At 55.1% G+C, this 14,430-nt stretch carries 9 protein-coding genes; 5 read left to right on the forward strand and 4 right to left on the reverse strand.

Going from position 1 to position 14,430, the window contains the following annotated elements:
* The first annotated feature begins 172 nt into the window (after positions 1-172).
* The 5 genes from nanR to nanQ all read left to right on the forward strand — a co-directional run bounded on the left by nanR (position 173) and on the right by nanQ (position 5,037).
* A complete protein-coding gene (nanR, locus tag FDW96_RS03365) occupies positions 173-964 on the forward strand; it encodes a transcriptional regulator NanR (protein WP_094301045.1) in 792 nt (263 codons plus the stop codon).
* 134 nt (positions 965-1,098) lie between these two features.
* Positions 1,099-1,992, forward strand: coding sequence for an N-acetylneuraminate lyase (nanA, locus tag FDW96_RS03370; RefSeq protein ID WP_137365218.1), 894 nt, complete (start codon positions 1,099-1,101; stop codon positions 1,990-1,992).
* 108 nt (positions 1,993-2,100) lie between these two features.
* Positions 2,101-3,591, forward strand: coding sequence for a sialic acid transporter NanT (nanT, locus tag FDW96_RS03375; RefSeq protein WP_038634306.1), 1,491 nt, complete (start codon positions 2,101-2,103; stop codon positions 3,589-3,591).
* Between the two features lie 106 nt (positions 3,592-3,697).
* Positions 3,698-4,567 carry an N-acetylmannosamine kinase gene (gene nanK, locus FDW96_RS03380; RefSeq protein WP_137349695.1) on the forward strand — a complete coding sequence of 290 codons (870 nt, stop codon included), beginning with the start codon at positions 3,698-3,700 and terminating at the stop codon, positions 4,565-4,567.
* A 2-nt stretch (positions 4,568-4,569) separates the two neighbouring features.
* The gene (gene nanQ / locus FDW96_RS03385) at positions 4,570-5,037 is read left to right on the forward strand and encodes an N-acetylneuraminate anomerase (RefSeq protein WP_042311371.1); all 468 of its coding nucleotides are present in this window, start codon (positions 4,570-4,572) and stop codon (positions 5,035-5,037) included.
* A 58-nt stretch (positions 5,038-5,095) separates the two neighbouring features.
* Here the strand turns inward: nanQ and FDW96_RS03390 are convergent, their stop codons facing one another.
* The 4 genes from FDW96_RS03390 to gltB all read right to left on the reverse strand — a co-directional run bounded on the left by FDW96_RS03390 (position 5,096) and on the right by gltB (position 13,755).
* Positions 5,096-6,376, reverse strand: coding sequence for a cytosine deaminase (locus tag FDW96_RS03390; RefSeq protein WP_137349696.1), 1,281 nt, complete (start codon positions 6,374-6,376; stop codon positions 5,096-5,098).
* Positions 6,363-7,616, reverse strand: coding sequence for a cytosine permease (gene codB, locus FDW96_RS03395; RefSeq protein WP_042311311.1), 1,254 nt, complete (start codon positions 7,614-7,616; stop codon positions 6,363-6,365). Before codB ends, FDW96_RS03390 begins: the two co-directional genes overlap by 14 nt.
* Positions 7,617-7,863: 247 nt before the next feature.
* Complete coding sequence (locus tag FDW96_RS03400; RefSeq protein ID WP_042311309.1) at positions 7,864-9,282, reverse strand: glutamate synthase small subunit; 1,419 nt, start codon at positions 9,280-9,282, stop codon at positions 7,864-7,866.
* A gap of 12 nt (positions 9,283-9,294) precedes the next feature.
* Positions 9,295-13,755 (reverse strand): glutamate synthase large subunit, encoded by a 4,461-nt coding sequence (gene gltB / locus FDW96_RS03405; RefSeq protein WP_137365219.1) that lies wholly within the window; start codon positions 13,753-13,755, stop codon positions 9,295-9,297.
* Positions 13,756-14,430 lie beyond the last annotated feature (675 nt).

Raw genomic sequence — 14,430 nt, forward strand, 5'->3', positions numbered from 1 at the left:
AGCCGATATAGCCTTGTTTAATTAAAGGTAATCGGCATGTTCAAGCTAAATATAATATGAATAATAAATATATTATTCATAAGTCAGCCTGTCTGGATGACCATCATTTCACCCTGCTTTCGATCCTGTGTTAGGATAAACCCGCTGTTGTTTGTCACCACGACTTAGCTGAATAGGCCCTATGAACGCATTTGATTCGCAAGCTGAAGACTCTCCATCCACCATTGGCCGTAGCTTACGCAATCGCCCGCTGGCGCGTAAAAAACTGTCTGAGATGGTTGAAGAAGAACTGGAGCAGATGATTCGTCGCCGGGAATTTGGCGAGGGAGAACAGCTGCCGTCTGAGCGGGAGCTGATGGCCTTTTTTAATGTGGGCCGTCCTTCTGTACGAGAAGCGCTGGCAGCGTTAAAACGCAAAGGCCTGGTACAAATCAACAACGGCGAGCGCGCCCGCGTTTCGCGTCCTTCGGCTGATACCATTATCAGCGAGCTGTCCGGTATGGCGAAAGATTTCCTCGCGCATCCCGGCGGCATAGCCCACTTCGAGCAGTTGCGACTGTTCTTTGAATCCAGCCTGGTACGATACGCCGCAGAACACGCTACTGACGAGCAAATCGCCAGACTGGCGAAAGCACTGGAAATCAACAGCCAGTCGCTGGATGACAATACGCTATTCATTCGCTCGGACGTTGATTTTCACCGTGTGCTGGCGGAGATCCCGGGCAATCCCATCTTTATGGCGATCCATGTTGCGCTATTAGACTGGCTTATTGCCGCCCGCCCGACCGTTGCCGATCAAGAGTTGTATGAGCACAACAACGTGAGTTATCAGCAGCATATCGCGATTGTAGAGGCTATTCGTCAGCGCGATCCTGAGGAAGCTGACCGCGCACTGCAAGAACACCTCAACAGCGTTTCCGCGACCTGGCACGCCTTCAGCAAAAGTAAAAAATTGCGTAAGTGATCGCGATCCTGACGATCGTTTAGTGAAGCAGATCGCACTATAAGCGTTCTGTATTGTATTGCTGCTTATTTGATCTGGTATAACAGGTATAAAGGTATGCAATCAGATAACACTAATCATCGACAGAGGTAGTTATGGCAAGAGAACTAAAAGGCGTAATGCCAGCGTTGTTAACCCCATTCGATAACCAACAGCGGCTGGATGTTGAGAGTCTGCGCCGGCTGGTGCGTTTCAACATTGGCCAGGGTATTGATGGGCTCTATGTCGGTGGCTCTACGGGCGAGGCCTTTGTCCAAAATCGCGTTGAAAGAGAGCAGGTGCTGGAAATTGTTGCCGAAGAAGCGAAAGGCAAGGTGACGCTTATCGCCCATGTTGGCACAGTGAGTACCGAAGAGAGTCAGCAACTGGCGAGCGCCGCGCATCGCTACGGCTTTGATGCGGTTTCAGCCGTCACGCCGTTTTACTATCCGTTCAGTTTTGAAGAACACTGCGATCACTACCGCGCAATCATTGATTCGGCGAATGGATTGCCGATGGTGGTCTATAACATCCCGGCGCTGAGCGGCGTAAAACTGACGCTGGATCAGATCAACACGCTGGTGACGCTACCAGGCGTTGGCGCGCTGAAGCAAACTTCCGGCGATCTCTATCAGATGGAGCAGATCCGCCGTGCTCATCCCGATCTGGTGCTTTATAACGGTTATGACGAGATCTTCGCTTCTGGTTTGCTGGCGGGTGCAGATGGCGGTATCGGTAGCACTTACAACATCATGGGATGGCGTTATCAGGGAATTGTGAAAGCACTCAAAGAAGGCGACATTCGGACGGCACAAAAGCTGCAAACTGAGTGCAATAAGGTTATCGATCTGCTCATTAAGGTTGGCGTGTTCCGCGGCCTGAAAACGGTACTGCACTATATGGACGTGGTTTCTGTTCCTCTGTGTCGTAAGCCGTTTGCCCCGGTAGATGAACGCTATCTGCCAGAACTGAAAGCGCTGGCTAACCAACTGCTGGCGGAAAAGGCGTAATCGCGGGTCGCCGGGGAGCTTTGCTCGCCCGGCCTGGATTTTCGACCGTAGGCCGGATAAGGCAAAGCCGCTATCCGGCACAACAACAAAAATCGTCGGGAGAGTAAAATGAGTACTTCTACCCAGAGCATCCCGTGGTATCGCCATCTCAATCGGGCGCAATGGCGGGCATTTTCCGCCGCCTGGCTGGGATATTTACTTGATGGTTTTGATTTTGTGTTAATCGCCCTTGTGCTGACGGAAGTACAAGGCGAATTCGGCCTGACGACGGTGCAGGCTGCCAGTTTGATTTCAGCCGCCTTTATCTCCCGCTGGTTTGGCGGGTTAATGTTGGGGGCCATGGGCGACCGTTACGGACGCCGTCTGGCGATGGTCACCAGCATCATTCTGTTCTCTGTCGGGACGCTGGCTTGCGGCTTCGCGCCAGGCTACACCACCATGTTTATCGCTCGCCTGGTTATCGGGATGGGGATGGCTGGCGAGTACGGCTCCAGCGCCACCTATGTCATTGAAAGCTGGCCTAAACACCTGCGTAACAAAGCCAGTGGTTTCCTGATCTCCGGCTTCTCCGTTGGCGCAGTGGTCGCCGCCCAGGTTTACAGCCTGGTGGTCCCGGTCTGGGGATGGCGCGCGCTGTTCTTCATCGGCATTCTGCCGATTATCTTCGCCCTCTGGCTGCGTAAAAATATTCCGGAAGCGGAAGACTGGAAAGAGAAACACGAAGGCAAAGCGCCGGTGCGTACGATGGTGGACATTCTCTATCGGGGCGAACATCGGGTTATCAATATTCTGATGACTCTCGCTGCCGCAACCGCGCTGTGGTTCTGCTTTGCGGGCAATCTGCAAAATGCGGCTATCGTGGCGATACTCGGGCTGATATGCGCATTTATCTTCATTAGCTTTATGGTGCAAAGCAGCGGTAAGCGTTGGCCCACGGGCGTCATGCTAATGGTCGTCGTGCTGTTCGCCTTCCTTTACTCGTGGCCGATTCAGGCGCTGCTGCCCACGTATCTGAAAACCGAACTCATGTATGACCCCTCAACGGTTGCCAGAGTGCTCTTCTTTAGCGGCTTTGGCGCGGCGGTCGGCTGTTGCGTCGGTGGGTTTCTTGGCGACTGGCTGGGCACCCGTAAAGCCTATGTCTGCAGTCTCCTGGCCTCGCAGTTGCTGATTATTCCGGTGTTTGCGATCGGTGGTTCAAACGTCTGGGTACTCGGTTTGCTGCTGTTTTTCCAGCAAATGCTCGGTCAAGGGATCTCCGGGATCTTACCGAAATTAATTGGTGGCTATTTCGATACCGACCAGCGAGCTGCGGGTCTGGGCTTCACCTACAACGTTGGGGCGCTTGGCGGGGCACTGGCACCGATCATCGGCGCACTGATTGCACAACGTCTGGATCTCGGAACCGCGTTGGGATCGCTCTCCTTCGGCCTGACATTTGTGGTGATCCTGCTAATTGGTCTCGATATGCCGTCCCGCGTACAGCGCTGGCTGCGTCCTGAAGCGTTACGTACGCATGACGCCATCGATGGTCGACCGTTTAGCGGGGCCGTGCCGTTCGGCGGTGACAAAAGCACCATGGTGAAATCCAAAAGTTAATCGGGTTGCCCGGCGCTAAACCGGGCAACTAGCGAAAGGGAAGAACGATGTCGTTATTTAAGCAACGGGATAAAAAGATTATCACCGCGAAGCAGAAGGCTGCGTCATGACTACGCTGGCGATTGATATCGGTGGCACCAAACTGGCTGCAGCGCTGGTGGACAGCAACCTGCGAATCCGCGAACGGCGCGAATTGCCAACACCTGCCAGCAAAACGCCGGATGCGCTGCGCGCCGCGTTACAGGCACTGATTGCGCCGCTACAAGAGCAGGTGAAGCGGGTGGCGATCGCCTCGACGGGGATTATCCGTGAGGGTTCTCTGCTGGCGCTGAATCCGCATAACCTCGGCGGGTTGCTGCATTTTCCGCTGCTGCAAACGCTAAAAGATCTCACTGGTTTGCCGACGCTGGCGGTCAATGACGCTCAGGCCGCGGCGTGGGCTGAGTATCATGCGCTTGGCGGCGAGTACCACGATATGGTGTTTATTACCGTTTCCACTGGCGTGGGCGGCGGAGTCGTGAGTGCAGGGAAACTGCTGACCGGAGTCGGCGGTCTGGCCGGGCATCTGGGACACACGCTGGCCGATCCGCATGGCCCCGTGTGCGGCTGCGGGCGGGTGGGCTGCGTTGAGGCGATCGCATCCGGTCGAGGGATCGCGGCGGCTGCCGAAGGCGCGCTTGCCGGATGCGACGCCAAAACTATTTTTAGCCGTGCCGGGCAGGGGGATGAGCAGGCAAGCCGGTTGATCCATCGCTCAGCGCGAACATTGGCAAGGCTTGTCGCCGATGTGAAGGCCATGACCGATTGCCAGTGCGCGGTCATTGGCGGCAGCGTTGGGTTGGCTGAAGGATACCTGGCGCTGGTGGAACATTATCTGGCACAAGAGCCTGCGGCCTATCACGTGGAATTACTGGCGGCGCATTACCGTCATGACGCTGGATTATTGGGGGCCGCGCTGTTGGCCCGGGGAGAATAATGATGATCACAGATGAATTGCGTTCACTGCCTTCTTCCGGATTACATCCGGTATTACAGGAAGCACTAACGCTGGCCGTTGCGGCAAGACCGCAGGAGAAACCACCAGGACGCTATGAGCTGCAGGGCGATAATATTTTTATGAACGTTATGCAGTTCGCCACGCAGAGCCCGGAGCAAAAGAAAGCGGAGCTGCATCAGCAGTACATTGACATTCAGGTGCTGTTGTCCGGTGAAGAACGCATTCTGTTCGGGATGACCGATTCTGCTCGCCAGTGCGAAGAAATGCATGCTGAGGACGATTATCAGCTGTGCAATCACATTACCGATGAGCAGGCGCTCACCTTAAAGCCGGGAAGATTCGCAATTTTTATGCCGGGTGAGCCGCATAAACCGGGTTGTGCGGTGGAGGAGCCAGGGGAAATCAAAAAAGTCGTGATTAAGGTGCGCGCCAGCTTATTACACGCCTGACGATGAGAGAGACGGTGTCGGATGACAAGGTTTGCGCCATCCGACACGGGATATAAATTTAGCGCTTAAACGTTACCGCTTCCGGCTGCGTCAAATGCAGCGTGGTTTGGCTGGGGAGCGTCTCGGCAATGACTCGCCCGTGACGAATAGAATATCGTGCAGGCGTCTGGCGACGAACCGCGTCAAATCCATTTTCAGCCGGTAAAATCACCAGATTCGCAGAGTTCCCCACGCTCAGGCCATAGTCCTGCAGGTGCAAAGTTTTCGCGCTGTGGGTAGTGATCAGATTCAGTCCATCATTTATCTGCCCGTATCCCATCAACTGGCACACGTGTAAACCCATATGCAGCACCTGTAACATATTTGCCGTACCTAATGGATACCACGGATCGAAGACGTCATCATGACCGAAGCAGACGTTGATCTCCGCTTCCAGCATCTCTTTGACGCGCGTGACGCCGCGGCGTTTAGGATAAGTGTCAAAGCGTCCCTGCAGGTGAATATTCACCAGTGGATTGGCGACGAAGTTAATACCGGACATTTTCAACAGGCGGAAAAGACGGGAAGCATATGCGCCGTTATAGGAGTGCATTGCCGTGGTATGACTGGCAGTCACGCGCTCGCCCATATTGTAGCGATGCGCCAGCGCCGCGACGGTTTCAACAAAGCGTGATTGCTCATCGTCAATTTCGTCGCAGTGCACATCGATAAGTCGGTCGTATTTTTGCGCCAGGGCGAAGATTTTGTGCAGCGACTCCACGCCATATTCACGCGTAAATTCAAAGTGGGGAATCGCGCCGATGACGTCGGCCCCCAAACGCACGGCCTCTTCTAACAGCGCTTCACCGTTGGGATAAGACAGAATACCTTCTTGCGGGAATGCGACAATTTGCAGCTCTACCCACGGCGCGACCTCTTGTTTCACTTCCAGCATGGCTTTCAAAGCCGTTAGCGTAGGATCGGAAACGTCAACGTGGGTACGGACATACTGGATACCGTTAGCCATCTGCCATTTCAGGGTCTGCATCGCGCGCGCTTTGACGTCTTCGTGAGTCAGCATTGCCTTACGCTCGGCCCAGCGCTCAATGCCCTCAAACAACGTACCAGACTGGTTCCAGCTCGGCTCACCCGCGGTTTGCGTGGTATCCAGATGAATATGTGGCTCAACGAACGGTGGGATTGCCAGACCGCCCTCGGCATCAAGTACTTCGCCTTGCGGCAATGCAGCTGCGTCCTGAGGCTCAATCCGGCTGAAGCGCCCGTTTTCAATCGTGAGCTGCCACAATCCTTCGCGTCCCTGTAAACGCGCCTGACGGATGGTGATGTTATTGTTCTGCATGGCTGACCTCTGGTGATTTAGCAAGGCTGCGATTGAAAAGTGGATTCAGCAGGATATAGCTGAATACGCCGCCGAGTACGGCGTTGACTGGCACAATACCGGGAATATAGTGACCGGCGGCGATGCCCAGTGCAACGGACAAAATAGCTATCCAGTTGACGGTCATAAATCGTGCTTTGCTGAAATCGGCATATCGGCGATGGTTCAGCAGATAGTCGGCGATAATCACCCCGCCAATCGGCGGAATCGCTGCCGACAGAAATGTTAGCCAGCCAACAAAGTTATTGTAAAGCCACAGCGCGCAGAGTGTGCCAATAATGCCGTTAGCCACCGACAGCGTACGGCTGGAAAGGCCGGTAATATTGGCAAATCCCAGACCCGATGCGTACAGCGCATTGTCGTTAGTGGTCCAGATATTCAGGCCGAGTACCACAATCGCGGGCAGCAGCAGTCCCTGGGCAATCATCACGTCAGAGATATCTGCCTGTCCAACAGCGGCGGCACCCGCTGCGCCGAAGATAAACATCAGCGAGTTGCCGAGGAAAAACGCCACCATCGCAATCAGCACCGCGCCTTTGGCATTGCGGCCAAAGCGAACGAAGTCGGCGGTTAACGTCCCGGCGCTGACAAACGAGCCTACCACCAGCGCCAGAGCGGTGGAGAAATTAAGCGGCGTTTGCGGCACAATCGCTTTTAAATGGTCTAAACCGCCGACATCGCTTACCGCCAGCCAGACGGAGTAGCTGCCAAGAATGACGATGGCGGGTACGGCGATGATAGATAAAATGGTCAGTGCCGAGATGCCAAAAAAGATGGTCATCGTCATCAGCAGACCGGAAACCGCAATCAGGATATTGACGTCAATTCCCGTCGCTTTGCCAACCGGAATGGCAAACATGGCCACACCCACGCCAAACCAACCCACCTGGGTACCGCCTAATAGCAGTGAAGGAAGCCAGGAGCCTTTCACCCCAAATGAATAACGCGCCAGAAGGTGGGTCGAGAGCCCTGTTTTTGCGCCGATGAAACCGAGAAATGCAGTGTAAATACCGAGGAGAAGATTACCGAAGAGAACTGCCAGGAAGAAATCATTATAAGAAAGACCGGTACCGAGTGTGCCACCGGTCCACATACTGGCGGAAAAAAATGTGAGCCCCAACATAACAAACGTTAGTGGTATCACGCCTTTCCGCGCCGCCAGAGGGACGGGGCCCTGGCTATAATTGTTGTCCTGCGACACAACGCCTCCATGAATTTTGCCCAAAAAATCCGCCGCATAATATACAGTTCTTAAAATAAAGCAAACGTTTCCGTATGATTTTTACATGGCTATTATTCATGGTGCTGATGTGTTTCGGATGTTAAGGTTTTTTGCCCTGTTTACAAAACGTGTTGTCAGACTGGCTTAATTGGCAGATTTGGCGGTATTGCGGCAGGAGTTTGGCATCTCATCTACCAGGGCAGATGAGATGCCTGAAGAGGCTGAATTACACTTCCAGATAATTCAGAATCCCGTCAGCCGCTTTACGACCTTCGGCAATCGCGGTGACCACCAGATCCGAACCGCGCACGATGTCGCCACCGGCGAAGATTTTCGGGTTGCTGGTCTGGAAGGCGATGTCACTGCGTTCCGGAGCGATAATCCGGCCCTGAGAATCCAGTTCGACGCTGTGTTTTGCCAACCATTCCATACTGTGCGGACGGAAACCAAACGCCAGTACCACCGCATCCGCCGGTACAACGTGCTCGGAACCGGCGACGATCTCCGCGCGGCGACGCCCCTTCGCATCAGGTTCGCCCATTTCGGTACGCGCCATTTTCACGCCGCATACTTTACCGTTGGCATTCACTTCCACACCTAACGGTTGGACGTTGAACTGGAATTCCACGCCTTCTTCACGCGCGTTTTTCACCTCGCGTTTGGAGCCCGGCATGTTCTCTTCGTCGCGGCGATAGGCGCAGATTACGTGCGCTGCGTTCTGGCGAACCGAGGTGCGCACGCAGTCCATTGCCGTATCGCCACCGCCGAGAACGACGACGCGTTTGCCTTCCATGCTGATGTACGGCTCGTCGCTGCTTTCGCCAAAGCCCATCAACTGTTTGGTATTAGCGATCAGGAACGGCAGGGCGTCGAATACGCCGGAAGCGTCTTCGTTTTCCAGCCCACCGCGCATGGATTGGTAAGTACCCACGCCGAGGAACACCGCGTCGTAATCCTTCAGCAGGTCGTCGAGCTGTACGTCGCGACCCACTTCGGTATTGAGTTTGAACTCAATACCCATGCCGGTGAAGATTTCACGGCGGCGGGTCATGACCTCTTTCTCCAGCTTGAAAGCCGGGATGCCGAAGGTCAGCAGACCACCGATCTCCGGATGACGATCAAACACCACCGCCTTCACGCCGTTGCGGGTTAGCACATCAGCGCAGGCCAGGCCCGCCGGACCCGCACCGATAATCGCCACGCGTTTGTCCGTCTGGCGTACACCGGTCATATCCGGACGCCAGCCCATTTCGAACGCTTTATCGTTGATATAGCGCTCGATGTTACCGATGGTCACCGCGCCGAACTCGTCGTTCAGGGTACAGGATCCTTCACACAGACGATCCTGCGGGCAGACGCGCCCGCAAACTTCCGGCAGGGTGTTAGTCTGGTGTGACAGCTCGGCCGCTTCAAAAATACGCCCCTCGTTGGCCAGCTTCAGCCAGTTCGGGATGTAGTTATGCACCGGGCACTTCCACTCGCAGTACGGGTTGCCGCAGGACAGGCAGCGATCTGCCTGCGCTTTGGCCTGACCTTCGGAAAACGGCTCGTAGATCTCGATAAACTCGATCTTACGGATCTTCAGCGGTTTCTTCGGCGGATCAACGCGCTGCAGGTCGATAAATTGGTATACGTTCTGACTCATTGCTGCTACCCCTTACTGCGCCTGCACACGCAGCTCTGCTGCGCTACGACTACGGTGACCCAACAGTGCTTTCACATCACTGGATTTTGGTTTTACCAGCGCGAATTTCGCTGAGAATGCTGGCCAGTTAGCCAGGATCTCTTCGCCGTGTGAAGAGCCGGTATGTTGCACGTGCTCGGTAATCAGACCGCGCAGGTGTTCCTCATGAATGGCCAGAGAATCAACGTCCAGCACTTCCACCAGTTCCGGGTTCACGCGCTTGCGGAAATCACCGTCTTCATCCAGTACGTAGGCGAATCCGCCCGTCATACCCGCCCCGAAGTTGACGCCCGTTTTACCGAGAATACAGACGATGCCGCCGGTCATATACTCGCAGCCGTTGTCGCCGATACCTTCCACCACGGTGATAGCGCCGGAGTTACGCACCGCAAAGCGCTCGCCCGCACGGCCTGCTGCAAACAGACGACCGCCGGTGGCGCCGTACAGGCAGGTGTTACCGATGATGCTCGCCTCATGGCTACGGAAAGCCGAGCCAACCGGAGGACGCACTGCCAGCAGGCCGCCCGCCATGCCTTTACCGACATAGTCGTTGGCATCGCCGGTCAGATACAGCTCCACGCCGCCCGCGTTCCACACGCCAAAGCTCTGGCCCGCAGTACCGTTGAAGTGCGCTTTAATCGGGTCAGATGCCAGCCCCTGATCGCCGTGGGTCTGGGCAATATAGCCAGACAGCGACGCACCCACGGAACGGTCGGTGTTGCGGATATCGAACCAGAAGGTTTTGCTCTGGCGCTCATCGACATACGGTTTTGCTTGTTGCAGGAGCTGTGCGTTCAGTACGCCGTTATCAAACGGCGGGTTGTTCTCGGTGCAGAACAACGCCTTACCAGGATGCGGCTCGGCGGTTTCCAGCAGACGAGACAGTTCCAGTTTCTGTTGCTTGGCGGTAAACCCTTCCAGCTCTTTGAGCAGGTCGGTACGACCAATCAGATCCACCAGACGTTTCACGCCCAGCTCGGCCATCAGCTCGCGCACTTCGCGGGCGATAAATTCAAAGTAGTTGGTCACTTTGAACGGCAGACCGTGATAGTGGTTCTTACGCAGTTTGTCGTCCTGAGTTGCCACGCCGGTTGCGCAGTTGTTCAGATGGCAAATACGCAGATATTTACAGCCCAGCGCGACCATTGGACCGGTGCCGAAACCGAAGCTTTCCGCGCCGAGAATCGCCGCTTTAATGATATCCACGCCAGTTTTCAGACCGCCATCGACCTGCAGACGAATCTTGTGACGCAGACCGTTGGCGACCAGCGCCTGCTGGGTCTCCACCAGACCCAGCTCCCATGGGCAGCCCGCATATTTCACCGAGGAGAGCGGGCTTGCGCCGGTGCCGCCGTCGTAGCCAGCGATGGTGATGAGGTCTGCATAGGCTTTTGCCACGCCGGTGGCGATGGTGCCGACGCCTGGTTCAGAAACCAGCTTCACCGAGATCATCGCTTTCGGGTTGACCTGTTTGAGGTCGAAAATCAGCTGCGCTAAGTCCTCGATAGAGTAGATATCGTGGTGCGGCGGCGGGGAGATCAGCGTCACGCCCGGCACTGAATAGCGCAATTTAGCGATGTACGGGGTAACTTTATCACCCGGCAACTGACCGCCTTCGCCCGGTTTCGCGCCCTGAGCGACTTTAATCTGAATGACGTCGGCGTTGACCAGGTACGCCGGGGTTACGCCAAAGCGACCGGAAGCTACCTGCTTAATACGCGATACCTTGTTGGTGCCATAACGCGCAGGATCTTCGCCGCCTTCGCCAGAGTTAGAGTTACCACCGATGCTGTTCATCGCTTCCGCCAACGCCTCGTGTGCTTCCGGGCTCAATGCGCCGATAGACATGGCTGCGGTATCAAAGCGTTTAAATAATTCGCTCGCGGGTTCTACCTCGTCAATGCTCACGGCTTCATCGCCGGGCGTAATCGCCAGCAGATCGCGCAGCGTGGCCGCCGGACGCTCATTGACCAGCCTGGCATATTCCTGATAGTCGCTGTATTCGCCGCTTTGTACTGCCTGTTGCAGTGTGCGCACCACGTCCGGGTTGTAAGCGTGGTATTCGCCGCCGTGGACGTACTTCAGCAAACCGCCCTGGCTAATAGGTTTCCGCGCCAGCCAGGCATGTTTCGAGAGGTTTAGCAGATCCTGCTGGAAGTCGACAAACCCTGCGCCGCTGATGCGGCTGACTACGCCCTGGAAGCACAGCGCCACGACATCATCATGCAGACCAACGGCTTCAAACAGCTTCGAGCAGCGGTAAGAGGCGATGGTTGAGATGCCCATTTTGGACATGATTTTGTACAGACCTTTGTTGATGCCGTTACGGTAGTTCAGCATCACGGTCCGGTAATCTTTGGCAATCGCCTGAGTGTCGATCAGACGCCCCAGCGTTTCATACGCCAGATACGGATAAATGGCCGTCGCGCCAAAGCCGAGCAGTACCGCGAAGTGGTGCGGGTCACGGGCGCTCGCCGTTTCAACGATGATGTTGGCGTCGCAACGCAGGCTTTGTTCTACCAGACGCGTTTGCACTGCGCCCACGGCCATTGGTGCCGGAACCGGCAGACGGTTTTTTGCGATATTACGGTCAGAGAGCACCAGCAGTACCGTGCCGTTACGTACCATCTGTTCCGCTTTATCGCACAAGGCTTTGACGGTCTCTTCGAGCGTGGTTTCGGTCACGTCGAAGGTGATATCCAGACGGTCAGCGCGATAATGCTCCTCTTTCATGGTGGTGAGCTGGGTGAAATCGGAGTACAGCAGGATCGGCGATTTAAAGCTCAGACGGTGTGCCTGACCTTCCGCTTCGCAGAAGACATTCATCTCGCGACCGATGCTGGTGGCCAGCGACATAACGTGCGCTTCACGCAGCGGGTCGATAGGCGGGTTAGTCACCTGCGCGAACTGCTGGCGGAAGTAGTCATAAATGATGCGCGGCTGGCTGGACAGCACGGCAAACGGGGTATCGTCACCCATTGAGCCAACCGCTTCCTGACCATTTTCACCGAGTACGCGAATGACGGAATCCAGCTCTTCGGCGCTGTAGTTAAACTGTTTCTGGTAGCTGGCGAGGGTATCATCGTCCAGCTCGCGGCTGCCGACCTGATCGTCAGCCAGCTCTTCGAACGGCACCAGACGACGAACGTTTTTCTCCATCCACTCTTTGTAGGGGTGGCGGCTTTTCAGGTCATTGTCGGTTTCGGCAGAGTGCAGAATGCGCCCGCTGCGGGTGTCGATAACCATCAGCTCGCCAGGGCCGACGCGGCCTTTTTCCACCACTTCATCCGGCTGGTAATCCCAGATCCCGACCTCAGAGGCGCAGGTAATCAGCTTGTCTTTGGTGATGACGTAGCGCGCCGGGCGCAGGCCGTTACGATCGAGGTTACAGGCGGCAAAGCGACCGTCGGACATGACGATGCCCGCCGGGCCGTCCCACGGTTCCATGTGCATAGAGTTGAAGTCAAAGAACGCGCGCAGCTCCGGATCCATATCCGGGTTGTTCTGCCAGGCTGGCGGCACCAGTAAACGCATGGCGCGGATGATGTCCATCCCGCCCGCCAGCAGCAGCTCAAGCATGTTATCCATGGAGCTGGAGTCGGATCCGGTTTCGTTCACGAACGGCGCGGCGTCGTGCAGGTCAGGGATCAGCGGCGTCTGGAATTTATAGGTACGGGCGCGCGCCCACTGGCGGTTGCCGGTGATGGTGTTGATCTCGCCGTTGTGCGCCAGATAGCGGAACGGCTGCGCCAGCGGCCAGCGCGGCACGGTGTTGGTGGAAAAGCGTTGGTGGAACAGGCAGATGGCCGACTCCAGACGCAGGTCCGCGAGGTCCAGGTAAAAGCGCGGCAGATCCGCCGGCATACACAGACCTTTATAAATATTCACCAGATTCGACAGGCTACAGACGTAGAAGTCTTTATCTTGCAGAAGGCGTTTTTCAATACGACGACGGGCGATAAACAGACGTCGTTCCATATCACGCGGACGCCAACCCGCAGGGGCGTTAACGAAAATTTGCTCAATACGAGGCAGGGAGGATAGAGCGATTTCACCGAGAACACCTTCGTTGGTCGGCACGTCGCGCCAGCCGACAATTGACAGGGTCTCCTGCTGTAATTCTTCTTCAACTATGCGGCGAGAGGCAGCTGCCAGTTCAGCGTCTTTATTTAAAAAGATCATGCCGACGGCGTAGTTTTTGGCTAAACGCCAGCCGCGCTCTTGCGCCACGATGCGGAAAAAGCGATCCGGTTTTTGTAACAGCAGGCCGCAACCATCGCCGGTTTTTCCATCGGCAAGAATTGCGCCACGGTGCTGCATGCGGGCCAGTGCGTGTATGGCGGTACGCACTACCTTGTGGCTAGGTTCGCCTTCTATGTGGGCGATCAGGCCGAAACCACAGTTATCCCTCTCAAGGGATTTATCGTACAACATATGAGTGAACCTCCCCAGGCTCTGCGGGATTCCCATCTGAACCGTTGCGCACGGGCACACCAAGAGCATGGCGACGGGGTTTGCGTGTCATACGCTTACCTCGCATTCGCCCTCTTTATCCTTTTCGCACAGGTCAAACAAGTTTGAGGACTTGCTTCAGAGGGAATCTCAATTACTGCATAAATATGATGAGCAGGCTGCTCATCCAGAAAGCTTCCAGCGGATTTCCACGTTATCGGGAATCCACACACAGGTCAAATGGCAATCTTATTTATGCAAAAATGTGCTATAGGGCGATTAACTTTATGAAATTGCTGAAATAAAAGGATTTTTTACATCGGTTTAACGTAGGGGGAACGGTCAGGGAAGTGTGATCTGTCTCACTGTCAGAACGGCTGTATATCTCTCGTCCTGCCTTTGTTTATCGAGATGCCTGGCATTTTATGCTGGTTTTTAAAGTTTTGGCGTCTTAAAGATACTGTTTTTATGCAAAGAGTATAAGAAGATAAAAAAAATAGTCGAATATAAGGAAAAGTAATTACATTTTTAGTGAATGAAATTTCGATTATTTTGATTTGTTATGCAATGAATAAAGGCTCGCCAGGGCGATTGATCCAGGTCATCGCCGACTGGGGAAAAAAATGGCAGGCTTTGGCCTCTTTTCAAGGCGCGGTC

Source organism: Citrobacter sp. TBCS-15 (assembly GCF_005280815.1).
Classification (GTDB): Bacteria; Pseudomonadota; Gammaproteobacteria; order Enterobacterales; family Enterobacteriaceae; genus Citrobacter; species Citrobacter werkmanii.